At 69.1% G+C, this 25,752-nt stretch carries 28 protein-coding genes, 1 pseudogene and 1 riboswitch; of the genes and pseudogenes, 14 read left to right on the top strand and 15 right to left on the bottom strand.

Annotation, left to right across the window (positions count from 1 at the left end; all coding sequences use genetic code 11):
- From Asi03nite_RS35740 to Asi03nite_RS35730, 3 genes are all read right to left on the bottom strand, one after another.
- On the bottom strand, positions 1 to 1,200 hold a 1,200-nt coding region (locus Asi03nite_RS35740; protein ID WP_239103173.1), incomplete at its 3' end, for an acyltransferase family protein.
- 248 nt (positions 1,201 to 1,448) lie between these two features.
- The gene (locus Asi03nite_RS35735; RefSeq protein ID WP_203684945.1) at positions 1,449 to 2,579 is read right to left on the bottom strand and encodes a hypothetical protein; all 1,131 of its coding nucleotides are present in this window, start codon (positions 2,577 to 2,579) and stop codon (positions 1,449 to 1,451) included.
- A 129-nt stretch (positions 2,580 to 2,708) separates the two neighbouring features.
- Positions 2,709 to 3,278 (bottom strand): SigE family RNA polymerase sigma factor, encoded by a 570-nt coding sequence (locus Asi03nite_RS35730; RefSeq protein ID WP_203684944.1) that lies wholly within the window; start codon positions 3,276 to 3,278, stop codon positions 2,709 to 2,711.
- Positions 3,279 to 3,485: 207 nt separating this feature from the next.
- On the opposite strand from Asi03nite_RS35730, the gene Asi03nite_RS35725 reads away from it, so the two are divergent.
- The gene (locus Asi03nite_RS35725) at positions 3,486 to 4,136 is read left to right on the top strand and encodes a hypothetical protein (RefSeq protein WP_203684943.1); all 651 of its coding nucleotides are present in this window, start codon (positions 3,486 to 3,488) and stop codon (positions 4,134 to 4,136) included.
- Positions 4,137 to 4,263: 127 nt separating this feature from the next.
- Here Asi03nite_RS35725 and Asi03nite_RS35720 read toward each other — a convergent pair whose 3' ends face one another.
- Complete coding sequence (locus Asi03nite_RS35720; RefSeq protein ID WP_203684942.1) at positions 4,264 to 5,187, bottom strand: class I SAM-dependent methyltransferase; 924 nt, start codon at positions 5,185 to 5,187, stop codon at positions 4,264 to 4,266.
- Between the two features lie 141 nt (positions 5,188 to 5,328).
- Positions 5,329 to 5,979, bottom strand: a complete 651-nt coding sequence (locus tag Asi03nite_RS35715) for a hypothetical protein (RefSeq protein WP_203684941.1) — start codon at positions 5,977 to 5,979, stop codon at positions 5,329 to 5,331.
- 154 nt (positions 5,980 to 6,133) lie between these two features.
- On the opposite strand from Asi03nite_RS35715, the gene Asi03nite_RS35710 reads away from it, so the two are divergent.
- Positions 6,134 to 7,087 carry an alpha/beta fold hydrolase gene (locus Asi03nite_RS35710; protein ID WP_239103172.1) on the top strand — a complete coding sequence of 318 codons (954 nt, stop codon included), beginning with the start codon at positions 6,134 to 6,136 and terminating at the stop codon, positions 7,085 to 7,087.
- 343 nt (positions 7,088 to 7,430) lie between these two features.
- Here Asi03nite_RS35710 and Asi03nite_RS35705 read toward each other — a convergent pair whose 3' ends face one another.
- The 3 genes from Asi03nite_RS35705 to Asi03nite_RS35695 all read right to left on the bottom strand — a co-directional run bounded on the left by Asi03nite_RS35705 (position 7,431) and on the right by Asi03nite_RS35695 (position 10,740).
- Positions 7,431 to 8,591, bottom strand: a complete 1,161-nt coding sequence (locus Asi03nite_RS35705; RefSeq protein WP_203684940.1) for a glutathione-independent formaldehyde dehydrogenase — start codon at positions 8,589 to 8,591, stop codon at positions 7,431 to 7,433.
- 434 nt (positions 8,592 to 9,025) lie between these two features.
- Entirely contained in the window at positions 9,026 to 10,201 is a 1,176-nt protein-coding gene (locus Asi03nite_RS35700) for a zinc-dependent alcohol dehydrogenase (RefSeq protein ID WP_203684939.1), read from the bottom strand.
- On the bottom strand, positions 10,198 to 10,740 hold the full coding sequence (locus tag Asi03nite_RS35695; protein ID WP_203684938.1) for an SRPBCC family protein: 543 nt from the start codon (positions 10,738 to 10,740) through the stop codon (positions 10,198 to 10,200). Before Asi03nite_RS35695 ends, Asi03nite_RS35700 begins: the two co-directional genes overlap by 4 nt.
- Positions 10,741 to 11,531: 791 nt before the next feature.
- On the opposite strand from Asi03nite_RS35695, the gene Asi03nite_RS35690 reads away from it, so the two are divergent.
- The 6 genes from Asi03nite_RS35690 to Asi03nite_RS35665 all read left to right on the top strand — a co-directional run bounded on the left by Asi03nite_RS35690 (position 11,532) and on the right by Asi03nite_RS35665 (position 15,911).
- Positions 11,532 to 12,365 carry a phosphotransferase enzyme family protein gene (locus Asi03nite_RS35690; RefSeq protein ID WP_239103171.1) on the top strand — a complete coding sequence of 278 codons (834 nt, stop codon included), beginning with the start codon at positions 11,532 to 11,534 and terminating at the stop codon, positions 12,363 to 12,365.
- Positions 12,366 to 12,374: 9 nt separating this feature from the next.
- Positions 12,375 to 13,103: a class I SAM-dependent methyltransferase gene (locus Asi03nite_RS35685; RefSeq protein ID WP_203684936.1), complete on the top strand. Its 729-nt coding sequence runs from the start codon at positions 12,375 to 12,377 to the stop codon at positions 13,101 to 13,103.
- Positions 13,104 to 13,107: 4 nt separating this feature from the next.
- Positions 13,108 to 13,752, top strand: coding sequence for a class I SAM-dependent methyltransferase (locus Asi03nite_RS35680; protein WP_203684935.1), 645 nt, complete (start codon positions 13,108 to 13,110; stop codon positions 13,750 to 13,752).
- 204 nt (positions 13,753 to 13,956) lie between these two features.
- On the top strand, positions 13,957 to 14,640 hold the full coding sequence (locus Asi03nite_RS35675) for an alpha/beta fold hydrolase (RefSeq protein ID WP_203684934.1): 684 nt from the start codon (positions 13,957 to 13,959) through the stop codon (positions 14,638 to 14,640).
- Between the two features lie 185 nt (positions 14,641 to 14,825).
- Positions 14,826 to 14,900: riboswitch (cobalamin riboswitch) on the top strand.
- Positions 14,901 to 14,958: 58 nt separating this feature from the next.
- Positions 14,959 to 15,162 (top strand): CbtB domain-containing protein, encoded by a 204-nt coding sequence (locus tag Asi03nite_RS35670; RefSeq protein WP_203684933.1) that lies wholly within the window; start codon positions 14,959 to 14,961, stop codon positions 15,160 to 15,162.
- Complete coding sequence (locus Asi03nite_RS35665; protein WP_203684932.1) at positions 15,153 to 15,911, top strand: CbtA family protein; 759 nt, start codon at positions 15,153 to 15,155, stop codon at positions 15,909 to 15,911. Before Asi03nite_RS35670 ends, Asi03nite_RS35665 begins: the two co-directional genes overlap by 10 nt.
- A gap of 547 nt (positions 15,912 to 16,458) precedes the next feature.
- Here Asi03nite_RS35665 and Asi03nite_RS35660 read toward each other — a convergent pair.
- Positions 16,459 to 16,731, bottom strand: coding sequence for a hypothetical protein (locus tag Asi03nite_RS35660; RefSeq protein WP_203684931.1), 273 nt, complete (start codon positions 16,729 to 16,731; stop codon positions 16,459 to 16,461).
- Between the two features lie 155 nt (positions 16,732 to 16,886).
- Positions 16,887 to 17,339, bottom strand: coding sequence for a hypothetical protein (locus tag Asi03nite_RS35655; RefSeq protein WP_203684949.1), 453 nt, complete (start codon positions 17,337 to 17,339; stop codon positions 16,887 to 16,889).
- Here Asi03nite_RS35655 and Asi03nite_RS39125 point away from each other — a divergent pair.
- Positions 17,268 to 17,618 carry a zinc finger domain-containing protein gene (locus Asi03nite_RS39125; RefSeq protein WP_444978655.1) on the top strand — a complete coding sequence of 117 codons (351 nt, stop codon included), beginning with the start codon at positions 17,268 to 17,270 and terminating at the stop codon, positions 17,616 to 17,618. The two genes, Asi03nite_RS35655 and Asi03nite_RS39125, sit on opposite strands and share 72 nt — an antisense overlap.
- Positions 17,543 to 18,373 (top strand): recombinase family protein, encoded by an 831-nt coding sequence (locus Asi03nite_RS35650; RefSeq protein WP_239103170.1) that lies wholly within the window; start codon positions 17,543 to 17,545, stop codon positions 18,371 to 18,373. The genes Asi03nite_RS39125 and Asi03nite_RS35650 overlap by 76 nt, the downstream gene beginning before the upstream one ends.
- Positions 18,374 to 18,402: 29 nt before the next feature.
- On the opposite strand, the pseudogene Asi03nite_RS38820 reads toward Asi03nite_RS35650, so the two are convergent.
- Positions 18,403 to 19,903, bottom strand: a pseudogene (locus Asi03nite_RS38820) (NF041680 family putative transposase).
- Positions 19,904 to 20,069: 166 nt separating this feature from the next.
- The gene (locus Asi03nite_RS35640; protein ID WP_203684930.1) at positions 20,070 to 20,675 is read right to left on the bottom strand and encodes a TetR/AcrR family transcriptional regulator; all 606 of its coding nucleotides are present in this window, start codon (positions 20,673 to 20,675) and stop codon (positions 20,070 to 20,072) included.
- A gap of 88 nt (positions 20,676 to 20,763) precedes the next feature.
- On the opposite strand from Asi03nite_RS35640, the gene Asi03nite_RS35635 reads away from it, so the two are divergent.
- The 3 genes from Asi03nite_RS35635 to Asi03nite_RS35625 all read left to right on the top strand — a co-directional run bounded on the left by Asi03nite_RS35635 (position 20,764) and on the right by Asi03nite_RS35625 (position 23,247).
- Positions 20,764 to 21,624 carry an alpha/beta fold hydrolase gene (locus Asi03nite_RS35635; RefSeq protein ID WP_203684929.1) on the top strand — a complete coding sequence of 287 codons (861 nt, stop codon included), beginning with the start codon at positions 20,764 to 20,766 and terminating at the stop codon, positions 21,622 to 21,624.
- 392 nt (positions 21,625 to 22,016) lie between these two features.
- Positions 22,017 to 22,697, top strand: a complete 681-nt coding sequence (locus tag Asi03nite_RS35630) for a hypothetical protein (protein ID WP_203684928.1) — start codon at positions 22,017 to 22,019, stop codon at positions 22,695 to 22,697.
- A 289-nt stretch (positions 22,698 to 22,986) separates the two neighbouring features.
- Entirely contained in the window at positions 22,987 to 23,247 is a 261-nt protein-coding gene (locus tag Asi03nite_RS35625; protein WP_239103167.1) for a hypothetical protein, read from the top strand.
- Between the two features lie 74 nt (positions 23,248 to 23,321).
- Here Asi03nite_RS35625 and Asi03nite_RS35620 read toward each other — a convergent pair whose 3' ends face one another.
- The 3 genes from Asi03nite_RS35620 to Asi03nite_RS35610 all read right to left on the bottom strand — a co-directional run bounded on the left by Asi03nite_RS35620 (position 23,322) and on the right by Asi03nite_RS35610 (position 24,895).
- Positions 23,322 to 23,879 carry a hypothetical protein gene (locus Asi03nite_RS35620; RefSeq protein WP_203684927.1) on the bottom strand — a complete coding sequence of 186 codons (558 nt, stop codon included), beginning with the start codon at positions 23,877 to 23,879 and terminating at the stop codon, positions 23,322 to 23,324.
- 127 nt (positions 23,880 to 24,006) lie between these two features.
- On the bottom strand, positions 24,007 to 24,183 hold the full coding sequence (locus Asi03nite_RS35615) for a hypothetical protein (protein WP_203684926.1): 177 nt from the start codon (positions 24,181 to 24,183) through the stop codon (positions 24,007 to 24,009).
- A gap of 283 nt (positions 24,184 to 24,466) precedes the next feature.
- Positions 24,467 to 24,895, bottom strand: a complete 429-nt coding sequence (locus Asi03nite_RS35610) for an actin-binding ADF family protein (RefSeq protein WP_203684925.1) — start codon at positions 24,893 to 24,895, stop codon at positions 24,467 to 24,469.
- A 203-nt stretch (positions 24,896 to 25,098) separates the two neighbouring features.
- Here Asi03nite_RS35610 and Asi03nite_RS35605 point away from each other — a divergent pair, with 203 nt between their 5' ends.
- Positions 25,099 to 25,692, top strand: a complete 594-nt coding sequence (locus Asi03nite_RS35605) for an NsdA family TPR-like regulatory protein (protein WP_203684924.1) — start codon at positions 25,099 to 25,101, stop codon at positions 25,690 to 25,692.
- The last annotated feature ends 60 nt before the right edge of the window (positions 25,693 to 25,752 follow it).

Here is a 25,752-nt window from a genome sequence, read left to right as displayed (position 1 = left end):
CCCGGTTCCCCCGGGTTGGGGCGAGCATGACGGTGATCTTGGAGAACTCGCCGGGCGGTTGAGATTTGTACCGGTCTGCTCTCTCGTTGTGGGGTAGCGGTGCTGGAAGGGGATTTCGAAGACGGCTGCGAACAGCCGCGCTGTTGTCAGGCAAGTGGGAATCACCAGAGCCGTGGTGATGGTGAAGGTCGTCAGGTGCGAGCTGGTGCGGGGTTCCACGATCAGGGTGTTGATCAGGGCGACGATCGGCATGTGGATCAGGTAGAGGCTGTAGGAGAACCCGCCGAGCTTCTGCAGCGGCGCGCAGTTCAGCAGCCGTATGAGCTTGCGGGGTCGGTGGGTGGCCAGGGCGGCGAGGAACAGGCCGATGGCCGGGCCGACGGCGAGGTCCAGCCAGTAGTAGTGAACGGCTGCCCAGGCTGAACCGCGAAGCACGATCAGCATCAGTACCGGTGCGCCGGCCGTCGCGGCCAGGGCGAGCCAGGGCAGGCGCCGGATCCGGTCACTGGCGGAGACGATTCCGGCCGCCAGCACACCCATGATGAACGGGGGCGCCAGTTCCAGCGTATAGCCGATCGCCCGGGGCCCCAGGGACAGTTCGGGCAGGAACAGGCCCGCGGTCACCACCGGCACCGTGACGGCGGCCAGTGTGACCGTCGCACCGAACCGCCGACGGGTCATCAGCACGAGCGGGAAAGCCAGGCACAGGCCGGCTTCCACCGCGATCGACCAGAAAGCGCCGTTGGGGGCCGGTGCGGCGACGGCGTCTTGTAACAGCAGGCCGTACACGATGGTCGACCGCAGGGTCGGCGGGACGCTGAGCGGCAGAGCCGGCACACTGGTGGCGATCAGGGCGCTGGCTGCGAGGGCAGCCCAGTAGGCGGGCAGGATCCGGCGTGCCCGGCGCCGGGCGTATCGCAGCGTGCCGCCGAGACGCCAGGCGTTGCGGGCCGGCCCGATGGCCAGGGAGAAACCCGACAGGGTGATGAACATGACGACCGCGAGCCGGCCGTGGACCAGCCACCCGAGCCAGGCCGGGCCGGTATTGGCCGGATAGCCGGGAAAGGACAGCAGCCAGCAGTGATGCACCACGACGTACAGGGCAGCCAGGCCGCGGAGCCCGTCCAGCCCGGGAATCCTGTAGTCAACGCGCGGCGAGAGGGTGGCGGCGGCCGTTGCGTGAACGGGGGCGGCACTCAAGCTCTGCTCCTGTCGAGAGGACCGGTCGGGGAACGGCCGCTTCGGGCGCGCGCCAGCCACGGGCATGGCCTGCGGCCAGCCCGTCGAGGGTGTGGGGTCGGTGTAGGGGCCTGATCGCGTCAGTGCGAGATGGGGCGGTTCTCCGAGGCGACCGGGTACGGTTCAGCGGCCTCGGGTGAGGCGGTCTTGATCAGGCTGGGCGGTCGGCGTTGCGGGGCTACCCGGTACGCATGCTCTGCGTGCAGGGCTCAGCGGATCCGATTGAGAAGGAGCAGGTGCTGCTTGCCGCCGGGTTGCCCAACGTCGATCACATCTCCGTCTCCGGAGGACCCGTCCTGCTGTGTACCGAGGGTGTTGGTGTTCCGGTCCCACAGGTAAACGCCGGACTTGAGCCGGAGCTGAATGAATCGGCCCTTGCTGTCGTAGAACACGTTGATTCCCGGAAGGCACGAGTCGCACGTTTCCGCGCCGACGGGATCCACCGCGTCGCCGGTCGTCCGCAATGGTCGGCTGCCGTCGATGCCGTAGCTCACCAGGCTGCCCCCGGCCCGCCCCACGCAAACGAGCGGATTGCAGTCGATCACGGTGACCCCGGTCAGGGTGCGCGGTGTGCGACGTTCACCGGTGGCCACGTTCCAGAACTGGAGTTTCTCCACCGGCACCGCTGCCGGATCCTCGACCTTCGATTCCGTCGTCCTCGCCGAGCGATGCACGGCCCAGGCCCCGTACTGAAGGACGTACCCGTCACTGCCAGCCACCTTCTGCGGTTCGCCGCCGTCCGGGATCCGGTAGACCGCCCCGTCCCCGGTGAAGGACTCGGCGCTGGCGTAGAAGACCCCGCCGACCTCGGCGACCGACACCGTCATGTCGCCCGGACCGAACCTCGCCCGGCGCACGGCCGCGCCGCCGTCCCTGGGCGCGCTCCACACCTCGTGATACGTTGCGCCACCTGTTTCCTGCGCTGTCACCACCCAGGTGATGTAGTGCTCTGTCAGGTACGTGCCGTCCGGGTCGTACACGGTGAACCCGGATGCTGGAACCGTTCCTAGCTCTCGCGTCACACCGGTCCGGGCGTTGAACACCACCGGCAGGTAACTCCTCTGGTCGTCCCACGGCCTAAGCAGGTACTCGTCGGTGCCCAACTCCGCCTCGACGGAATACCGTCGTCCGTCTGGCAGCCGGAGCGGCAGCGCGACGAACGCATCCGGCCACAGGTCGCGGTACGGCTTGGACAGCGACAAAGCGACGGTGGGCAATGCTGCGGTCGGTAGTGGTGCCGGACCGGGTGACTGCGGTAGTTCCGGCTGCCGGGCAATAGGCGAGACGACAACAGCCACCCCGGCCGCAACCGCGACCACCGCCGCGAACGCCCCGGCCATCCTGGTCCGGGTACGTCGCCGCCGCCTGGCGGTCAGCCCCGCCGAGAAACCCGGCCCAGAGTCCGGGGCAGCCAGACCGGCAGCCCGGAATGTGCGGGTCAGATCGGCTTCCAAATCACGCATGCGCGGCTACCTCCCCTTGACCTGTGCCGCAACCTGCGACCCGGCCACGCCGCATGGCTTTCCCTGGCCACCAGAGGCCTGGCTACGCACCGCCGCCCCTTCCACCCACTCGGTTACCTCACGCAGCTTGTCCAGGCCACGAGCGGCCTGACTGCGCACCGTTCCTCGCGAGACCCCCAGCAGCTGGGCGATCTCCTCATCGCTGAGCTGCTCGTGATAGCGCAACATCAGCACCGCCCGCTGCCGCGACGGCAGAGCAGTCACCGCCCGCCACAGACCAAGATCGCCCTCGGCCTCGGCGATGCCGGCATCGACGTAACCCTGCTCAGGCAGAACCAGGACCGGATGCTCCCGCCGCCGACGCCGCCACCAACTGATGTGCAGCCGCGCCATCGTCGTGCGAACGTAGCCCTCCGGGTCGCCCCGCGCGCTGACCCTCGACCACCGCTCGCCCAACCGGACCAGCGCCTCCTGTACCAGATCAGCGGCATCATGAGGATTGCCCGACAAGACGAAGCCGTAGCGCAGCAGCGGCGACGTACGGTCGCGGACGAACGACCCGAAGTCCTCGACCATTCCCACCTCCCCGACGTACCAACACGCTCGCCGGGCACGAACTGTTGCACGAATCCGACAACCGATTTCATCGGCGCGGACCAGGAACGGAAGCGGACCGCCGGAGCGCTCGACCTACCAGCGGCCAGGACGTTGCCCGGGACGGCGTTCATAGCGCAAGCAACAGTGCACATCCGGAGTCGCTGGCGTCGCCCACGCGATGCGGCCATGAACCGCCCTTCGGCGGGAGTTAGAAACTTCTCGCGCCGCATCACCGACCGGTACCCCGACGACCCGCCGACGGCCCCCGCGAAAAGCACCTTCAACAAGCTACTGCGCACGATGACCACCGGCGCCTACACCTTCGACAACGCTGTCACCCGCCGGAATATGAACAACCGCCCCGCCGGAGGCTTCACCACGTTGACCTTCGCCCGTCCCGGGCAGGTCGTGCAGATCGACACCACCACCATCGACGTGCTCACCCACCTCGGTGACGGTGTCGCCGAGCGCGGCGAGCTGACCGCCGCGATCGACGTGGCGACCCGGACGCTGTGCGCGGGCGTCCCGCGGACCCAGGGGACCAAGGCCGTCGACGCGGCCCTGCTGCTGCCCCGGATGCTGGTGCCCGACCCGATGCGCCCGGGCTGGCCCGCATCAGCGGACTCCTCGACCAAATCCGCGATCTGGAAGCCGAATGGACCCAGGAAGCCGTCCAGCGCATCACCACCGAGAACACGACCCTCAAGCAGCGCCTCCGGCAACTCACCATCGACAACCGCGCCCTCGACGAACGCCTCAAAGCCGCCCGCTCCAACGTGCGCTTCCAAGACCGCCGCATCGCCGACCTCGAAGCGCAAATCGCCGACCCGTCAGTGAAAGCTCGGCAATGACACCGCTTCTTCTCCAGCGGGTCTGAACCGCCGACTCGGTCTTGGGGCCAGGCCGTCTGCGGCAGCCGGGCCCCGAGACCAACATCATCGAGGGAAACGGCGTCCGGACCGGCTCAGCTTGCACTGGAGGGAGGGGCAGCCATGGTTGCGCTCGGCGCCAGTTGGAAGTGCCAGATGATCTGGCTCGGTGTTCCGTCCCAGGCGGCACCAGCGGCCGCCGGGACGATGCCCAGCAGCGACCAAGGCCAGAAGTCCCACGGCCCTGTCACGATCTCCCCGGGCATGTCCTTGCTGGCATCGCCGGACATCCGAGGTTCCTCGCAACGCCGTAGCTGCAGACCCAAGGGCAGCGCAACGCGGAGATAGTCACTAGCCCGATGACCGAACGCCGGCAGCAGCCCAGGATCACCGTCGGCAGAGCGAACGCGCGGCACCGACCCCAACGCCACCAGCTCGTGGTGCACGTCAGTGATCACCAGATGGCCGCCCGGACGCAGGACCCGGGCGAACTCGGTGATCGCCGGCGCGACATCGGGAAGGTGGGTCAGGGCCAAAGCACACACGACGACGTCGACGTGGTCGTCGGGCAGCGGAAGCTGATGCAGGTCACCCCGCCGCAGTTCGGCGTTCGGAACGCGCGTACGAGCGCGAGCCAGCATGTCCGGGGAGCTGTCCACACCGATCACCCGGTAGCCCTGCTTGGCGAGATACTCGGTATATCGTCCGGTGCCGCAAGCCGCGTCCAAGGCCACTCCCGGAGACAGAGGACCAAGGATCTCGCGCACGATGGGTTCTTCGATCTCGAACAGTCCGTTACCTGGTTCATCATAGGTCGCGGACCACACCTGGTAGCCGTCCACGGTGTCGACCTGCGCCGCGGTGACTCCGTCGCCCTTCAGCGCAGGGCTGTCCAGAAGGCGCCGGACCTCGCTGATCCGCGCTTCGATGAAGTCCCGGTCGTAGTCGCCGGCGAAGGCACGCAGCAACGCCACGCCCTCCAGCCCCAACGTGTAAGCGAGCGGATGCTGGTATGCCACTACGCGACCGTAACGACGACGTGCGGATCGGACTATCCAATTTCCTCAGGGCTCAGCTCTGCGACTGGGCCAGCCCAACGGCCGGAACCAAGACTCCGGACAGGGAGATCGACCTAGATTCCGTCGTGTTGGACAAGACCTTCAACCGGTGCTCAAAACCGCGGGATAGATAGTCCGGCCAGGTGTTGAAACGCCATCGCGACCAAGTCGCTCAACGCCCGAACCCTGGTGACCTCGCGCAGAAGACCGCTGACGGGCACTGTCGTCGGCCCACAAGGCATGGGGATCGAGGGTGAATGCCTGGGACTTGCCGAGACCAGCAGGCTCAGCGTCGAACAGGTGCAGCAGCTCATGGGCGCGCGCCCGCAATGGGCTGATCATCTGCCACCCCCGGGAATACTTCGCCATCACCTCGGCGACCTCCCGGCGCTGCCGGTCGGCCTTCTTGGCGATCTCGACCAGGTGGGCGCCGGACACCGGGAGGATGATCTTTCCGGCGTCGGCCAGCTCGGTGACCCGACGGCAGACCCGAGCGCGTCGCCCGGAGATCTGCGCAGACCCGATGCAGAACCGGGCGAGGTCAATCCAGTGGTTCTGATCGAGGTAGACCACCGGCCGTTCCACCGTGGTCAGCACCGTGCCGATCTGCATCGTGACGGTCGTCGCGCTGGCCAGCTCGATCCTCAGCGATGACGAGCGGGGAACGAACACGGACTCACGAATAGGGTCATACCCCGCCGTCGGCCCGATGTTCTCGTGGACCGTCTGCCCATCGGTACGGGTGATCACCACCTGCCCGGTACCCGCCCCGCCCCCGGAACGTGCTTGACGGCGGCGATACCTGCTGTCCGGTCCGTGGTAGCTGACTACGCCCCGATGTAACCGACACGTCCGACCACCGACCTGACACAGGCCCGCGAAACTGATGAACATCGGTCGACTCAGGTTGCGGGGCGCCGTCCTCGCCCCGGCCGATCGTAAAAGGGCGAGCGTTTGTCCACGGGTAGCCGCTACTGTGCCCGCCATGTTGGATGCGCGCGAGCGATTCGTAGTCTCTGGACCGTTGCGGATCTGGACCGAGCGAGTCGGTGATCCGGACCTGCCCGCTGTTCTGATGGTCATGGGTTCGGCTGCTCAAGGAGTCAGCTGCCCTGATGCGCTGGTCGTCCAGCTTGTCGAGCGCGGGGTTCAGGTGATCCGGTTCGATCATCGCGACACCGGTCGGTCCAGCGTCGTGGACTTCGACGCTCACCCATACACCATCGGCGACATGGCCCGCGACTGCCTCGCCGTGCTGGATGGCTACGGACTGGACTCCGCTCACGTGGCCGGGGCCTCTACAGGCGGCATCATCGCGCAATGGCTGGGTGTGCACGCGCCGGACCGGGTCCGGTCCTTGACGGTGATGTCCAGTTCGCCGATGGGCCACAATCCGGGCCCGGCGCGGGCCCGGGCGATGGCCGGGGAGCCAGCCGACCCGGACGACCTGCCGCCTCCGTCACCGGCGTTCGTCGCGCATCTGAAAGCCGGGCTGCCGCCGGGTATCGAGTCCGACGTGGCCCTGTTCCGGGTCTTCAACGGGCCGATCCGGCCGTTCGACGAGCCGGCCGCGCGGGCGATGCTCGAGCTGGCGCTCTCCCGCGCCGTCGACCCGGCGGCCGCGGCCAACCATGACCGGGCCGTGTGGGTGGACGATCCCAGTCTGCTCGCACCGCTGTCATCGATCACCGCGCCGACGTCGGTCGTGCACGGTGACCAGGATCCGGTCTATCCGCTCGGTCACGGCCAAGCCGTGGCCGCCCTGATCCCTGGAGCGGTCCTGCACGTCGTGCCCGGGATGGGTCACGTCATGACGTCACCCGGACTGCCCGAGGAGATCGCCGGCCTGATCCGCCTGTGATCGGGCAGCGAGGCCGGGCATGCCGGACCGCCGGTCTGACCAACGACCCGTTCTACCGGATAGAAAGATCGACGTTGGTCGGTCGGTGACGCCGGCGATCGGGTGATCTTCGACGAGGCCGAACAACGGTTCGCGCCAGCACGTCGCCGGCTACATCGGCCGCGACGTCACCCGCCGCGACGGCCGGGCCGATCATGAGGCCGTCTGGTCGATTTCGCCGCTGGTGGCGGAGACGACGACGGTGCGGGCACCGTCGTCATCGAGGGCTTGCCGAAACCGTTCGACCCGCTCCACCGCTCCAGCGGCATGGCGACCCGGCCTCCGTTCCGCTTCTCCCGCCAGGTCAGGCACCGGCTCCGGCCATCGCCGGATGCAGGACGACCTTCGTCCAGCCCTCGTCGCGCTTGTCGAAGTGCTCGTAGGCCTCCGGCGCCCGGTCCAGGGGCAGTTCGTGGCTGACGATGAACGACGGTTCCGCCTTACCGCCGGCGATCAGGTCGCGCAGCTGCCGGTTGTACTTCTTGACCGGGGCCTGGCCGGTACCGATCTGCTGGCCCTTGAACCAGAACATGCCGTAGTCCAAGGTGAGTTTGCCGTGCTTGGCCAGTTCGTCGCCGGCCCCCGGGTCCTCGGGCACGAAGACGCCGACGTTGCCGATCTTCCCGGTGAAGCGCACCGAGGCGACCAGCCGGTTCAGCGTCAGGTTGGCCTGTTCATGACCGTCGGGCTCGTGCGCCTGGTAGCCGACGCACTCGCAGCCGTTGTCCGCGCCCAGTCCCATCGTCTGCTCCAGAACGGCCTGTACCGGATCGACCTTCGAGTCGTCGATGGCGATCGCGCCGATCGACTCGGCCAGGCGCAGCCGGTCCGGGTGCCGGTCGACGACCATCACCTTGCCCGCGCCTCGGATGGTCGCGGAGAGGGCGGCCATCAGACCGACCGGGCCCGCGCCGAAGATGACCGTCTGGTCGCCGGGCTGCACGCCGGCCATCTCGGTGGCGTGGTAGCCGGTCGGGAAGATGTCGGCGAGCATCACGTAGTCGGTTTGGCGCTGCTCGGCGTCCTCGCCCAGCCGCAGGCAGTTGAAGTCACCCCAGGGCACACGCAGCAGCTCGGCCTGCCCGCCGCCGTACGGGCCCATGTCGGCGAAGCCGTACGCGGCACCGGCCATCTTGGGGTCGGGCTGGGCGGTCAGACAGTAGTTCGTCAGCTGACGCTCGCAGTTCTTGCAATGCCCGCAGGCGATGTTGAACGGCACGACGACCCAGTCGCCGACCCGCACCTTGTCCACCCCGGAGCCGATCTCGACCACCTGGCCCATGTTCTCGTGCCCGAACCAGCGGCCGGGCTCGAAGTCGGTCCGGCCCTCGTACATGTGCAGGTCCGAGCCGCAGATGTTCGCCGACGTGATCCGTACCAGGACGTCGGTCGGCCGTTCGATGCGCGCGTCCGGCACATCCTTGATGCTGACCTTCCGCGGCCCCTCGTACACCACTGCCTTCATTACTGCCTCCTCGTCGCAGCTACCTCCCTCCGCGCCCGGGCTTGGGCCGGGGTCTTCATTACATACAGGCCACGGATCGCCCCGGGCGGGTATCGGAATCTATGCCGGTATCGGCCGGGTTTTCCGATCCGGCGGCCGCGATGGGTGAATCCGGTCACCCGGGGAGGGTGACGTCGGCCCGCGGCGAACCCGACGGCGCAGCCGGTCGCCCACGGGCAGGAAGGCCTCGCGGCGCCCGTTCCGCCGGGCAACGTCAGGACGACTGTCCGCGATTCCCGACCAGGACGATCCCGCCCAGGAGGGCGCCCAGTTCCGGCGCGCCGGCACCACGGCCACCGCCGCGGCCGTGATGCCGGCGGTCAGGGACACCGACACGCGCCGGATCGACCACAACCGCCCGGTGGACGTCGGCGCGACCGTGCCTCGGTCGTCGGTCATGGTTTGAGGACGATTTTCTCGCAGTTGTCCTCCTTGTTCTTGAAGATGTCGTAGCCGTGCGGGGCCGCGGCGAGCGGCAGCCAATGCGTGATGATGCGGGTCGGATCGATCTCGCCGCGTTCGATGCGCTGCAGCAGCGGCCCCATGTAGCGCTGCACATGGCATTGCCCGGTGCGCAGGGTCAGCGACCGGTTCATCCAGGCGCCGGCGGGGAACTTGTCCAGCAGACCGCCGTACACGCCGATGACCGAGACCACGCCGCCGCTGCGGCACGACATGATCGCCTGGCGCAACGCGTGCGGCCGTTCGGTCTCCGCCCGCACGGCCTGCTTGATCCGGTCGTACGCGGCGATGTGCGCGCTGCCGTGAGTGGCCTCCATACCCACCGCGTCGATGCACTTGTCCGGTCCCCGCCCACCGGTCAGTTCCAGCAGCCTCGACCGCACGTCGACCTCGTCGAAGTTCACCGGGATGTGGCCGGCCTGTTCCGCCATCCGCAGCCGGTACGGCTCCTTGTCGACGGCGATCACCTTCGCCGCGCCGAGCACCCGGGCGCTGTCCATGGCGAACTGCCCGACCGGGCCGGCGCCCCACACCGCCACCACGTCGCTGGGCTGGATGTCGCACATCTCGGCGCCCATGTAGCCGGTGGGCAGGATGTCGGACAGGAACAGCACCTGCTCGTCGGCCAGGTCCGACTCGATCTTCAACGGATTCACGTCGGCGAACGGCACCCGCGCGTACTGCGCCTGACCACCCGCGAAACCACCGGTCAGATGCGAATAACCGTAGATCCCGGCGACCGGGTGCCCGAACATCTTCTCCGCTATGCCCGCGTTGGGATTGGAGTTCTCACAGCACGAGTACAGCTCGGCGGCGCAGGCGGCGCACGCGCCACACGCGATCGGGAACGGCACGACCACCCGGTCACCGACCCGCAGCGTGTCCGCGGCCACCCCCGGTCCGACCTCGATCACCTCGCCCATGAACTCGTGGCCCATCACGTCGCCGTCCTGCATCGTTGGCACGTACCCGTCGAGCAGGTGCAGATCCGAGCCGCAGATCGCGGTGGAGGTGATCCGTACGATGGCATCGCGCTTGTTCAGGATCTTCGGATCCGGCACGTCACGGACCTCGACCTTGTTACGGCCCGCCCAGGTGTTCGCCCTCACGGCTCGGCTCCCTTCGCCAGCTCGGCGTCCGACAACGGCTGCGCCGGACGCTGCGGAAACTCCTTGCGGGCCCGCTTGCCCCACGGGGCGCCGTCGGACCGGACCACCTCGCCGGTCTCCAGCACCTGCTTGAACCGGCGCAGATCGTCGTCCAGCTGCTGATGCGGCTCCTCGCCGAAGTACTTCGCCACCGCCTTGCCGACCGCGCCGCCCGGAATGTCGTACACCAGCACGACATGCACCTCGGTGCTCACCCCGTCCGGGGCCGGCACGAACCGGACCGTACCGGCATTCGGCACGTCGGCGTTCCCGATCGAACGCCACGCGATCCTCCCGCCGGGCACCTCGTCGACGATCTCCGCGTCCCACTCGACATCCTCGCCGAACGGGGCGCCGGCCACCCAGTGGCTCGTCCGTTCACCGGTGACGCGGACCTGCTCGAGATGCGTCATGAACGTCGCCAGGTTCTCCAGATCACGCCAGAACGCGTAGACCTCCGTCGCGGGTTTACGAACAGTTGTCGCTGCTGTCAGCTCCATGGATCCTCCCTTCCCGTGCTCCGCGCCACCGGCACGAAGCCGATCTCCTTCGCCGGGGTGGCCTGCATTCCGGTCAGCAGGTCCACCAACGTGAAACCGAGGGACTGCCGCCGGCGGCCCCCGTCACGGTGAGCGAGTGCCATACCGGGCACGGCCAAGGCCATCGCGTCGCCCACGACGCGCGGCACTCCTGCGGCTGCTAACGGCATCGTTGGCCACGCCGCTGGGCCGTCGCACCCGGTGCCGCCGGCTGTGCCACGCCCAGACCAAGACGCAACCTGCGGAACCCGCAGCCCGTCCCGCAACCCCCACCGCCTACCGAGGTGGCAGGTCGCTTACCCCCGGAAAGGCACCTGAACCCACAGGCGGCCGTGGCTGTGCGACCCGAATTGCGCGGTGGCTCGCGCGGCAAGTTCATGCAGGTCGCTCGGTGGCTATGCGCAGACCGCCTCTGCCGCCTCCCCACCCTCTGCGCACGCCACGACGCCCACCTGCCCGAAGAGCCGGCAGCGTGGGCAGCGTCGTCTACGAGGACGTCGTACGCCGGGAAACGGCTGGATGGCGCATCACGCATCGCAAGGTGCTCCCCCGCCGAACGCCCCTGCACCCCTGACAGCCCGGGAGGTCACGGCGGTCAGCGACCGGGTCTTCCCCAGCGCGGGCACAGCAACCAGCACGACGGACGGTTCGCCGGGACGACAGGGCACCACAATACGGCTGCGGCGCCACGGACACCGGACTACGGTGCTCCGATGCGGGCACACCAGATTCAGCGGGCGACACAGGCAGCCATGTCGAGCGCCTCTCGGCTCGGCCTGACCGCCCACGACGCCGCCGTCCTGCACAACTCGAACACGCTCACCCTGCGCCTGCGACCCTGCGACGTGCTCGCCCGGGTGGCGCCGGCCGCGCACCAGCACGCCCGGCTCGAAGTGGACGTCGCTCAGCGGTTGGCCGAGGCCGGGAGTCCGGTGGCCGTGCCGCAATCGCCGGAGGTCTTCGTCCGGGGCGACTACGTGGTCAGCTTCTGGACCTACTACGAGCCGGTGACCACTCAACCGCCTCCGAACGCCGAATACGTCGGTGCGCTGCAACGTCTGCACGCCGCAATGCGCGAGGTCGACCAGCCCGTCCCGCACTTCACCGACCGGGTTCTTCAGGCCCGGATGCTCGTGGCCGACCCCGCTCGAACGCCGGAACTGGCCGACCCGGACCGAGCCCTGCTCGCCGGCACGTTGGACGGCATGCGGCAAGCGGTCACCGAGAGCGGCCGGCCCGAGCAGATCCTGCACGGCGAACCCCATCCGGGCAACCTGCTGACGACCCGGACCGGCCCGCTCTTCATCGACTTCGAGACGTGCTGCCGGGGGCCGGTCGAGTTCGACCTGGCCCACGCGCCCGACGAGGTCGGGAAGCACTACCCGGGCGTCGATCACCAGTTGCTGCGCGCCTGCCGGACCCTCGTGCTGGCGATGATCACAGCGTGGCGCTGGGATCGCGACGACCAGTTCCCCGACGGTCGCCGGCTGCGCGTCGAGTGGCTCAGCGAACTCCGCAAGACAACCGCCCGGTCCGAACAAGACGGCCGAAGCGCCCTGCGCTTCCGCCGCCAGCGTCTGTATTAGCGTTGACCCATGGCGCTCATCGCGTACGACCGATCCGACGCCGCCGCGTTCCGCGCCACCCGCCACCTCGGCGACGACGCGCTGACCGCCTGGCGCACGGCGATCGAACGACATCTGGTCCCGCGGCCCGGCACGCGCGTGCTGGACCTGGGCTGCGGGACCGGCAGCTGGGCGGCCGCGTTCCGCCAATGGTGGCCGGGCACCGAGATCCTCGCCGTCGAACCGTCCGCGGCGATGCGCGACCGCGCCGTGTTCACCCCGGTGCTGCCCGGTGACGCGGCGCGGATCCCAGCCGGCGACGCCAGCCTCGACGCGATCTGGCTGTCCACTGTCATACACCACGTGCCCGACCTGCCGGCCGCCGCCCGCGAGATCCGCCGCGTGCTCAAACCGGGCGCCCCCGTGCTGATCCGCTCGCCGTTCCCGGACCGGCACCAGGGCATCACCCTGTGCCGGTTCTGGCCGGAAACGATCACCGTGCTGAACCGGGCGTACCCGAGCGTCGCAGCCATCGAGGCGACCGGCTTCACCACCGTCGCGCTGGAACCGGTCACGCAGGTCTCCGCGCCCTCGCTGCACCACGCGGTCACCGGCCTGCGCCGCGAAGCCCACACCCTGCTACAACTGATCACCGACGAGCAGTACACCGCCGGCCTGCGCCGCGCCCGCGCCGCCGCGCGTACCGAGACCGGCCCGCTGCGCGACACACTCGACCTGCTCGTGCTGCGGGCCAACTGACGGCATGCGACCCTGGCTCGCCGACACCCGCGCCTCCTACGACACGGTCGCCGCCGACTACGCCCACCTGGTACGCGACGCCCTCGACCCGTACCTGCGCTCGGCCCTGTCCCTCTTCGCCGACCTGGTCGAGGCCGCCGGCGGCGGCCCGGTCGCCGACGTCGGCTGCGGCCCCGGACACGTCACCGCCCACCTCACCGGACTGGGCGTGGACACGTTCGGCATAGACCTGTCCCCCGCGATGATCCGCATCGCCCGACGTGACCATCCCGGCCTGCGCTTCGCCGTCGCCTCGATGACCGACCTGCCGCTAGCCGGCGCATCGGTCGCCGGCCTGCTCGCGTTCTGGTCCCTGATCCACGTCCCCGACGACGCGGTCCCCGGCGTGCTGACCCACTTCCACCGGGTGCTACGACCGGGCGGCCCAATGCTGCTGGGCTTCCACGCCGGCGAAGGCACCCGGATCAAGACGCAGGGGTACGGCGGTCACCCGATGCGCGTGCACGTACACCGCCGCCGCCCCGAGCAGATCACGGCCTGGCTGCGCGACGCCGGGTTCACGGTCACCGCCCAGCAGCTGCTCGACCTGGACAGCCCGCTGCCCGGCGCCATCGTCATCTCACACGCGGGCCCGCCGTCTCGTCGATGAGACGGTACGACAACCACACCCGCCCGAGGGCCCGTGTCCGCCGCCCGCGTCACCCTCACCGCCGGACCCCGTACCCGGCAACCCGCAGAGGCGCCGACCGGTGCACCGGCCACGACCGGCCCTCCCGTTCTCCGCGCACAGGTGGCCACCCCCATCCGGGCGCGCACCACCGGCCCGGCCACGCCGATCCGCTACATTCCGGCCATGCATACGCGGCTGGACGTCAACGGAGTGTCCCTCGCCTACCGCACCGCCGGTGATCCGGCCAACCCCCCGATGATCCTGCTGCACGGTCTCGGCGACAGCAGCGCCGACTGGCACACCGTGCTGCCCGACCTGTCCCGCACCCACCACGTCCACGCCCTCGACCTACGCGGCCACGGCGCCAGCTCACACCCCGGCGAATACTCCTTCGAACTGATGCGCGACGACGTCCTGGCCTACCTGGACACCGCCGGCATCGGCCCGTGCGTGCTGGTCGGCCACTCGATGGGCGGCATCGTCGCCGCCCTGCTCACACTCGCCGCCCCGCACCGCGTCACCCACCTGGTGCTGGAAGACGCCAGCATCCCGCGACCCGGCTCGCTGCCACGCCCACCACTGGACCCGCCGGCCGAGCCCACCCCGTTCGACTTCGCCGCCGTCAACGCCATCCGCGCCCAGCTCAACGACCCCGACCCAGCCTGGTGGCAGGCCCTGTCCAGCCTGCCCGTCCGCACCCTGATCATCAGCGGCGCGGAGAGCGCCATCCCCAACGACCTGCTCGCCGACGCCGCCGACCGCATCCCGGACGCCGTGCTGGCCTCGGTCACCGCCGGCCACGACGTCCACGTCGAACAACCCACGGCGTTCATCACCGAACTGACCCGCTTCCTGCGCCACCCCTGAACCAACCCCGGCCCTGGGCAGGCTCGCGGCCTTCCCGCAAGCCTGCCCCACCCCCGGCCGCCCGCCGAGACGTTGATCACCCGCCGGTACGACACCCCAGCACAAGCGCCCGCGAATATCGCATCCCGGTTGTGCCCCCACCACCACGACAGTTAGGTTGTGGAGGCCATCTGCGGCGTCGTGAGGGAAACCGGTGGGACTCCGGTGCGGTCGCGCCACTGTGAACCACCCCCGGCTGCGGGGGCGGTGAGTCAGGACGCTCACGCGTCCGCAGCCTGTTGATCGGGACGCGTCATCCCGTAGGAGGTTGATTCCGCCATGCCCAAGACCCACACCGCCCGGCCCCTCGCCATCCCCGCCATCTCCACCCGCCTGCTGCTCACCGCCGCCGGCGTCGCCATCCTGCTGCTCGCCCTCGCCTACCTGGTCGCCTTCGACCAGGGCGCCCTCTCCCGCAGCGGCATGTACATGCACGAACTCATGCACGACGGCCGCCACCTGCTGGGCGTCCCGTGCCACTGAAGCTCAGCTTCGGACGCCTGCTGATCGCGGGCCTGCTCGCCGGCCTCATCGCCGGACTGCTCGCCGGCACCTTCGCCTACGTGGCCGGCGAGCCCCGCATCGACGCCGCCATCGCCATCGAGGAACAGAACACCCTCGCCCACGGCGAAGCCGGCGGAAGCGAGGAACTCGTCGGCCGCGACACCCAGAAAAACGTCGGCCTCATCCTCGCCACCAGCCTCTACGGCATCGCCATGGGCGGCTTCCTCGCCACCGCGTACACCCTGCTGCGCCGCCGGCTACGCACCGGCAGCGACACCCGCGCCGCGATCGGCCTGGCCGCCGCCGCCCTCACCGGCATCGTCCTGGTGCCCTTCTTCAAATACCCGCCCAACCCGCCCGCCGTCGGCGACCCCGCCACCATCAACCAGCGAACCCTCAGCTACCTCGCCGTGCTCGTCCTCGGCCTGGTCGCCATCTGGGCCGGCGTCCTCGCCGCCCGCACCCAGACCCACGAGTGGCGCCGCGCCACCGCGGGCCTGACCGGATTCCTGATCGTGGTCACCATCGCCTACGCCCTGCTACCCACCACCAACGAGGTCCCCGGCACCTTCCCCGCCGCACTTCTCTGGAAGTTCCGGATCGCCTCACTCGGCACCCAGACCATCCTCTGGACCGTCCTCGGCCTCGCCTTCGCCGGCCTGCTCAACCGCCTCGCCACCAGCAGCGCCCGGCAGACCCCGGCCACCGCCGAACCCGCCACCACCTGACCGCGACACGAGGGACCGCCACCACGGCGGTCCCTCGCCCATCCATCCCTCAAATGGGACGACGCCGCGGCTCACCAAAATCGACAACCCGCTCCGCCACCACTCGATGACCTTCTGCCGGGTGCTCCTCAACACCGCGGCGATGCTGGTGGTCGCGGGCAGGAGCGCGTTCACGGACGCCTACGCGGTACCCGCGGCGGCGCAGCCCACGACATCCCGGACCGGTGGGTGGCGGCCAGCGCCCGACGGGGGCCCGATGGGTCAGCCCGATACGCGCCAGAACCTGTTCCCGGTCCGGACACCACGGGCGGGCCTTCACGGCGGGTCATCCGTCGGCGACCGTCACCGCTTCGGTAAGCGGATACGCAGATACGCGCGATCATCGAAGCTCACCTGCCCCGACAGCACCCCTTTGGCTCCGGCGAGTTCCGCCACGCACCACGGGTCGGCCCTTGAGGAACATCGGAACGAAAAGTAACGCTAAGGACGATCTTGAAAAGGATCGAGCGGGCGCCGAGGCCGGCGCCCGCTCGTAGTTCCTGGCGGTCTACTGCTCGGCGAGGTCGGGCCGCCACATTTGGATCTGGGCGTCCAGGGCGCCGTCGCGCAGGTCGTTGAGTGCGGCCATGTAGCCGATCTCGCAGGCGTTGACCAGCATTTTGATGACTTCGGTCGGGGCGTCTTGGTAGCCGTAGGCGGACCAGACGTTGGCGATCGCCTCGTACGCCTGGCGGCCGTCGCCGGGGTCGTGCTCGGTGTTGGCGTGCAGGTTCGCGATCGCCTCGGACCATTGATCGACGTCGTACTCCGAGTAGGACATGACGGCAAGTATGCGCGAGGTCACGCATACTCGTTTTTCGCACGGCCCGGCTCTGCGAGGCGACCAGCCGGAACGGGTAGGCATCCCTGCCTGTTGAATGGGTCCGGCCACCGCCGCTGATCGCGGAAGGTAGCCGAGGCGCGGAGTCGTCAGGTTCAGGCGGCGGGGGCGTGCTGGTCGATGAACTGGATGAGCTTGAGCGGGGAACCGTCGAAGTGGTCGCGCACGCGCTGCTGGATGGCGCGCACGTCGTGGCCGGGCAGGAAGTCGCGGTCGGTGTCCTCGCCGCAGCCGCAGGCGCAGGGGCGCATCAGGTACGACTGCTCCTCGGGCAGGTCGCAGTAGCCGACGGGGTTCTGTGAGCCGTTCGCGACCGGGTCGCTCTGGCCGAGGTACGCCTCCCGGACGGGGTGGCCGGCGAGCAGGGGTTGGCCCTCCAGGGCGCCGCGCACGCCGGTGGCGGTGGTGTGCTCGGTGTAGCCGGTGATCTCGGCGACCGCGCGGACGACACCTTCGCCGACGATGAGGGCGAACCGCTGCCGGCTCGCCTTCTCCCGGTTCATCTTCCAGACGCCCCGGCCCGCTTCCCACGCGTCGTCTTCGGTCATGCGCGGGAAGCAACCGATGAACGCCCTACCGAGCGGGTCGAGCGGCATCCGTGCCCGCGGTGCCAGGCGCAACCCGGCTCGCCGTGCCGGTCCCGATCGGGGGTGGTCGCGACCTCGTACCACACCGGCCGCTTCACCAAAGTCGGCCGGCTGAGCAAGTCGCTACGGGTGCTGACCCCCGTTGACCGCGGGCCCGGGCAGCCGTGGCGGCCGGGCACCCCGCCGCCGGCGCCCCGGCGGCGGACATCCGGATCGGGTACGCCCGATGCAGCACTCTGACCCAGGAGCTCCAGTCGCAGCTGGACGCGCTCGCCGCGCACGGCATCCCCCGGGACAAGATCTTCTCCGAGAAGATCTCCACCCGCATGCGGGTCCGGCCGCAGTTCGAGGCGGCGCTCGCCCTTGCCCGCGAGATCAAGGCCCACGCCCCGCACTGCCGGGTCATCTTCACCGTCAACGAGATGAAACGGCTCGGCCGCGACGCCGCCGAGCTCACCGCCCTCGCCGACCACCTGGTCGCGCACGGCCTTGTCCTGGAGATGCTCGCCGGGCCGCTGCCGGGCATCTACGACCCGACCGGGCCGGGCCGGATCCTGTTCGCGTTCTTCGCCGCGCTGGCCGAGACCGAACGCGACAACATCCGCGAAGGCACCCTGGAAGGCCTAGACGCCGCCGCCCGGCAGGGCAAGCACGGCGGCCGGCCCCCGGTCATCACCGAGGACATTCTGCACACCGTGCTGCGCCGCCGCGCCAACGGCGAGACCGTCGAGAAGATCCAGCCCGACCTGATCATCCCGACCGGCAAGCGCAAGGGCCGCAACCCGAGCGTGGCCAGCATCTACCGAGCCCTGGCCGCGTACGAGAAGGCCCAGGCCTACCCGGACGCCGTCGAGCAGGCCCACGCCGAGCACGCCCAGCAGGCCGGCATCGACGAGGTGTTGCAGCAGCGGCTCGCTCGCGTGCCGACTGATTCCCGGCCCGGACCGGCGACGCTGGAGAAGTACGACGCCCTGCTCACCGGCACAGGGCGGTGACGGTGCCGTGGCACGGCTGAGCTTGCCGTTTAACCAGTTCGGCGGGGCTTGGTGCCCTTCTTGTGATGGGCCGGCCGCTGGTGAGCCTGGCCGGTGACCAGGATAAGTCCGACTTCGTGACGGGCAGCGGGCTGCCGATTGCGGGAGCCGGGTGGCCGTCCGGGGCCAGGGCGGCTGGGTTTAGGCGCACGCGCTGGTGAGCCGCTGGTCGCGCGGAGGTTCCGAAACCCTCGTCGCACCCGGGCCGGGGTGAGCCGCTCCGATGCCATCGGGCGTCCCAGGGCCGGCGCAGGTCTTGTGCGAGGGGCCGGGCGAGACGCAGCTGAGTATGCGCAGCTATGACCAGCCACGTCCACCGGTCCGCGGCGGCGGGCTCGCGCAGCTGCGGAACGGTCCAGCCGAGGGTCTGTTTGAGCAGGCGGAAGGTGTGTTCGATGTCGAAGCGACGCAGGAACGCCTGCCAGCACCGGTCGACATCAGCATCGGTGGCGTCGAGCTTGGACCACCACAGCCAGAGCGGCTTCGGCTCGCCGCGGCTGGGCAGGTGCTCGACGGTGAGCCGGATGACCGTGCCCTCGATGATCGGCAGCGGCCCGTCGTGATCAACCCAGGCGGCGCGGCGAGTCAGTCGCGGGTGCAGCCGGTCCCATGCCTGCGCCCGGACCTGGCCGTAGAGCCGGGTGTCGGTGTGCGTGACCGCCTGCTCGGCGTCCCAGGTGGCGGGGTTGCCGAAGACGAACTCACCGCCGTGCTTGGCAGGCCGGCCGCCTTCAGGGTTGTAGACCCTTGGCGGCGTGGGACGGCGGAGCACCCGATCCGAGCGCATCCGGCCAGGATCTCCACCGGGAGATCACGTAGCAGCCAGGCGATACGCGGTGCCTCGTAGCCGGCGTCGAGCACGATCAGGATGTCGCGGTCGCCGGGCTTCCACTGCCCGGCGTCGGTGAGGCGGTCGACGAGCTGGCGGATCTGTGTGCAGGTGATCGTGGTGACGTCCGCGGCCGGTGGCAGGCGGACCGCGTCGAGTAGGGCGGTCCAGGAGGTGCGGCCGGTTTCCAGGGCGGCGATGATCGAGTATGGCCAGCCCGGGATCATCCGGTGTTCGTCCTTGCCACGGCCGTAGGTGTGGCAGAAGGAACGCTGTGGACTGCAGTCGCCGTCCGGGCGCAGCCACGGTGAGACGTCCACCGCGAGGACCAGGCGGCCGTCCGCCGCCCGCGGCAGCGGAGTCTCGGACAGTCGTCGGCGCAGCGATTCGACGTCGAGGCGCCCCGCGTTGAGCGCGTCATACAACGCGCCGTGGCCCCGCCGGTACTCCGGCGCCAGCGACAGCCCGACCAACGTCTTGACCGGCCCCTCGGTGCACAACAGCGCCTCGGTCAGCTCGAACAAGGCGTCAGCCCGCCGGGTCATGCAGCGGTAGAGCTGCTCACGGAACTCCGCCAACACATCGATCGCTTCCGCCCTGTCCGTCACGACCGCCACAACGAGCGTCGATAGGCGCGGACACGCCTCCGCGGGCACCAGCATGCCGAAGCGTCACCTGCCCGGGCGCCGGATGACATTCGGTCACGTTCGGGCATCTCAGCGGCGGGACCCTACGAGTGCACGGATTTGCCGATGAGTGGATGTCTGGTCTTGGGCGTGATGCTCTGGTTCATCCAGAGTTCGTGACTAGAGCCAGCCCATGATCCGTTCAGGGTGATGCCGGCCGGAACATTCGGTCGAGTTGCGCATCGACGAGGAGCAGTGCCTGGTCCGGGCTGTACAGACCGACGAGAACCGGCCCGATCAGGCCTTGGGTGAGGAAGTAGAGCGCTGGCGCTTCCACGTCGGGATCGATTCCGTCGCGCAGTTCGCCCAGCCTGGCCGCCTCGCGGAAGTTGGCCACCGACACCGTCAGGACGCGTCCGTATCCGTCGCGAAGCTGCTCGGCGTACGCCGGCGTGACGGTCGCGGCAGAGAAGAACGCGATGTTCACGCACGCCTCCTCACGGCCGGCCGGGTCGACCGGGAGCATCACCGCGGTGGCGGCACGGATGAGGTCGCGGCGGGTGGGCTCACATAATGCGGCAATGGCGGCCTGGAGCCGAGCCATCACGCGTTCGCGCATGTGCGACAGCGCGAACGACAGCATCTGCTGCTTGGTGGGGAAGTAATGCTGCACGGTGCCCATCGAGACGCCGGCCTGCTCCGCGACGTCGCGCAGGCTCACCGCCTCGAACCCTTGCGTACTGATGACGGCGAAGACCGCTTCGGACAGGACGCGGCGGCGCTGTTCATGATCGACCTGCTTAGGCACCCACCGAATCTATCTCATGCGCACGCATTGCCATCGAGGCGCGTGAGTCGTTATCATGCAATCGCATTAAAAACATGGGGAGGTAGACATGGGCATCGAGTACGCCGTGAACGGTGACGCCAAGATCGCCTACGAGACCTTCGGCACGGCCGGTGAGCCGTTGCTGCTGGTCCTGGGGATCGACTACCAGATGGTCTGGCTGCCCGACGCGTTCTGCGAGCGCCTGGTCAAGGCGGGTTTCCACGTGGCCCGCTACGACAATCGCGACACCGGCCTGTCCACCCATTACCCACAGCCGCCGGACGGTGGCCGGTGGCGGGCGCTACTCGGCCGCACTCGCCCCCTCTACACGATCGCCGACATGGCCGCCGACGGGCTCGCGGTGATGGATGCACTCGGCTGGTCCGACGCGCACGTGCTGGGCGGCGCGTCGGCGATCGCGCAGGCAATGGCGCTGCTGCACCCCGAGCGGGTACGCAGTCTCACCCTCTGCATGAGCAGCCCGGCCACCGCGGGAGTTCTGCAGACTCTGCGCTACATCAAGTTCGGTGTCTTCCGTGAGTTCCGCAAGCTGCCGAAAGCAACCACACCCGAGCAGCAGATCGACAGACTCGTCGAGCTCTACCGGATCCAGTCCTCACCCGGCTACCCGTTCCCCGAACAGTGGGTCCGAGAGGCAGCCACGCTCAGCCACACCCGCGCACCACACAATCCGCGCACCACCCAGCGGCACCTCGCCGCCGGCCGGGCCGTGAAGCTGCCGCCGCTGTCCCGCATCACCGCCCCGACCCTGGTTGTCTCAGGCGCCGACGACCCGATGCTCAAGCCGACAGCGGGCCGTGACCTTGCCGCTCAGATCCCCGGGGCGCGATTCGTCGAATACCCCGGCGTAGGCCACGACTGGCCTGAGGAGATCTGGGACGACATGATCGCCCGGATGCCACGCTGACGCTCACCCCACGGAGGCCCTCCACGCCAAGCGCCGTCATGGACGCGCGTCGTTTCGAGTGCTGCGAGGCCCGACATCCGGATCTGTCGCTGATCTTGCCCGCTGTCCGGTGGAGAGCCGCCACGCAGCGTTACGCCGACCGGGTCGGACCTAATGCGCGCTTGTGCCGAGATGATTGCGCGTCTGTCGCGGTGACGAGCCCACGCTGGCATTCGGCCGGAGAGACTCGCAGAGGTCAGCGACGTGTGATCAAGCGTTTGCCAACCGTTGGCACTTATTCGTGAGTTGCCGGGGCCGCGGCGCGGCCATCCTGGACCTTGCCCGCTCATCACGACCTGGGATGCCGGACGGCTATCGCGCTGAATGGAACCAAACGGGGAAGGAACATTCCAATGCATCGTCTCGCCCACGTCTTCGGCGCCACCACGCTGGTGGTCCTCGTTGCTGCCTGCGGCAACACCACAACCCGCCACGATGAGGCAACCGCACCGGCCGGTCCCTCCTCCTCCGCGGCCGCACCTGCCGACTCGGCCAGCAAAGCCGCGGAAGCGACAGCAACTCCCCGGCCGCCATCGAACACGTCACCGATTTCTCAGCCGGTCAAGGCAACCCGCACCGACCCGGCTGACCTGACCATCCACCCGGACCGCATCGGACCGCTGAAGATCGGCATGAGTCTGGCTGCGGCAAAGGCCACGGGCCTGATCGTCGTCAACGCAGGCCAGGACACCTCCGGCCCGGACGCCTGCGTCAGCGCCCACTGGACGGGCCAATCGGACCACGCCTGGATGGTCTTCAATGGCAAGTCCGGGCTGCGCGCACTCGACTCGTTCGGCAACCAGAAGACACCGGAGGGCATCAAGCCCGGCAGCACCCTGGCAGCGGTACGCCGGGCATATCCCCACCTCACCTGGCGCATCGACGGCGATGAAACCCCAGATGGCCGGCGAACCGGCGGTGACGCGTTGGTCGACGTCGTAAAAGGCGACGGCGCGCACTACCGGATCAACGTTCAGAAGAGCAAGGTCACCGACGTGCAGCTGGAAAGCGACAGAGCCGGCTGCTACGAGTGACGCCCAAGATGCTCACACCTGAACCATCCCCTGGGGCGGCGAGATCCACCGAAGTATCGTGTTCGGCGCGCTTACCTGCATGAGGGCCAGCCATCCAGCGACGCCCTCTTCTGCCGCAGAGAACGCGCGTTGGGTCCCGTCGTCGCCCGCGCCCAGCGCGCTGGGCGCGGGCACCGTAGTGACCCTTCATGACGCAGTGATCTCGTCTGCGGCGGCGTCGGGGTGCGGCGGGAGGTTAAGCGGCAAGCTGACTCGCTGGGCCTGGCCGCCCGGCTCGCCGACGTTCCCGTTGGCCATCGCCGGGCACGGCCAGCTCAGGCACACCTACCTGAAGAACCCCGAGCGCCTGGTCGTACTCGCCGGCGCCGCCCCGGCCGTCTGGGGGCTGCTGTTCGTCCTGGACGCCCGCGGCCGCCGCTGGACCCTGTACTCCCCGGACGTCGAGTACACGGGCATGCTGGCCGCTGCTGCGGCGGCGGGCACGCTCGAACTCGAGTTCACCGTGATGGCCACGAAGTTCCCCGGCTGGAACTCGGGCTGGCGGCTCTGATCCTGGGGTCTACCAGCCGGTGCCGCAGCCGTCGCAGAGCCCGGGCGAGTCCTCGACCGGCGTGCGCTGGCAGGTCACGCAGACGGCGCCGCCGCAGTGGTAGCAGTACATCGAGGCATCGTCGGCCAGGTCGAAGCGCAGCCCGGGGTTGGCCCGGTGCATTGCCTTCTCCGTTGACCGCAGCCGTCCGGGCAGCGTTCGTCCGGGGCGACCGGCTTGCGCGGCGGGTGCACGGTGCACTTGGTGTAGCGGTGCAGCGGGTCGTGGTCGACCGGATCGGTGCAGCCGTTCGGGCAGGGCCAGTTCTGCGCCGCCTGCGGGGTGCAGCGAACACAGGCGCGCGGGTGCCGGCCGTGCGGGCACTTGCGGGTCGGTGGGAAGTCGGAGCCGTTGGACGGGCACAGGTAGTCGGCGGGGCCCTCGGTCGGCCAGAGCCGGTACGCGCAGTTGTAGCAGTTGGTGACCAGGTGCCAGTCCAGCGTCGGCCGGGTCACGACCGCGGTAGCAGGGATGAGGGCCCCGCAGCCGGTCGTGGCGCCGTCGCGGGTGGCGTGCCGCTTGCCGCTTTTCACCCGCGCGATCGCCAGCGGCGTGCGCGTCGTTCCTGCTGTCGTGGTGGTGCCCTCGGTCATGGCGGGCACCGTACGCGCCCGGTATGACGAAAACCGGCCCCGGTTCACCCGGCCGGACGACAGGCCCCAGGCAGCGGGCCCGGCCACGGCGGACACCGGGGCCGGGCGGACCGCCGGGCCGGGCGCTCTACTGGCCGCGGCGCTGCTGATAGATCGGCAACTGGGTGCGCAGGACCTGCGCGAACTCGGCGCGTAGCTTCGGCAGGTCGATCGGTGCGCCGCCCATGCGCTGGCCGAGCTCGGCCAGGGGCCAGGCGGCGAGGTAGCCGAACCGGGCCGCGTAGATCGCGACCGTGTGAGCCAAAAAGACGCGACGTTGCCGAGCAGTGTCCAGGCTGACGTGCAGACGAGTGCGGTCAACCGTGCAGCCGAGTTCGGAAGCCGACACGACCAGGGGATCTTGCGCGGACCCGATCCGAGTACCTGGGCCGTTCCACAACCAAGGAAGCGGAACGCCGCCGATCCTCACAGAGAGTGACTCATCACGACATTGGCACCCGGATCGGGAACCAGAAGAGCGCATTTGATCGTGCGTTGACGATGGTGGTGCGAGCCCCGCCGGCCGGATAGCGAGCGGGGCGACCGGGTCATTGCTCGCGTTGCTTGCGTACCGCCTCCACGACGGAATCGTAGGAGACGCCGGGGAGGTCTTCGCACTGGATCTCCGCCATGACGCCTACCAGTTTCTTGCGGAGCGCGTTTTTGGCCACGATGTAAGGCTTCCTCTCCTTGGTGTCAACCTCGTCAGGTGCCCACGAAACAAAGGTGATCTTGTTCCGCTTCGCGCCATCCTCCTCGTACGGGAGGTCGTAGACGGCGAAGCGGCACTCCGCATCCGGGAGGTCGGAGGTGAACTCCTCATACTTTGAGGATGTGGAGGCTTTGTCCACGACGACTTGCGTCTTGTCCTCGCTGAGCTTGTAGAGGATGTAGGTGTACTTCTTGGCGAGCTTCAGATCCTGAAACCTCGCGATGCAGTCCTGAGTGACCGTTACGTCTGACGTGCCAGTGGTCATGTCGCACTCCGCTCACGATAAGTTGCCTTACGTGTTCGGATGGTAGCGACTAGTTATCGCCAGCAAATGATCGTTTCGAAGGCTCATGCTTCCGGCTGATCAGCCAGTAGCGCTCCACTGGAGACCTGCGCAGCGGGCACTACGCGCCCCGACCTGAGGAGCCCTCACGATCACATGCATATCAAACACATCGCTCCACCCTGATGACCGTCATCTACGCCGGCCCGGTCGTTGACGCCCTGGTCGACCTCGCCGATCCGGACGCCGGCTACCCCGCCGCCTCACCCCGGGTGTCGGCCATCCTCGACCTGCGCGCCGCCGAGGCGTACGCCAACGACCGCGACACCACCGCCCGCCGTACCGCGATCGATACCGCCTTCGGACACCTGAGCGACCCCAGCCCACAACACGGCGACCCGGCCTGGTCCTACTGGGCGACCGACGCGCAAGCCCACGCCCAAGCCGGCTACTGCTACCTCAAACTCGAAGACTGTCCCCGCGCCCGCCAGCACCTGCGCGCCGCCCTCAGCTCCCAAGGCGACCAGTTCAGCCGCGAAGGCGCGCTCCGCGACGCACTGCTAGCCGCCACCTACGCCCGCCAGGACCACCCCGACCTCGACAAAGCGCTGCACCTGGGCCGGCAAGCCGTCACCACCCTCAGCGACCAGGTCACCTCCGCCCACTGCGTCAAACACGTCTACCGGCTGGTCTTCAGCCTGCACCCCTACCGCCGCGACCCCAAGGTCCGGCACTTCACCGAACAGGCCCGGCCGCTGCTGCGCGCCTACGCCAGCTGAGCACGACCGGCAGCATCCACACAGGCAAGGCAGTCGACGACCGGATGCGCGAAAGGCGGG

This window comes from Actinoplanes siamensis (assembly GCF_016862395.1).
Classification (GTDB): domain Bacteria; phylum Actinomycetota; class Actinomycetes; order Mycobacteriales; family Micromonosporaceae; genus Actinoplanes; species Actinoplanes siamensis.
This window is presented reverse-complemented; position numbering and strand designations above follow the sequence as displayed.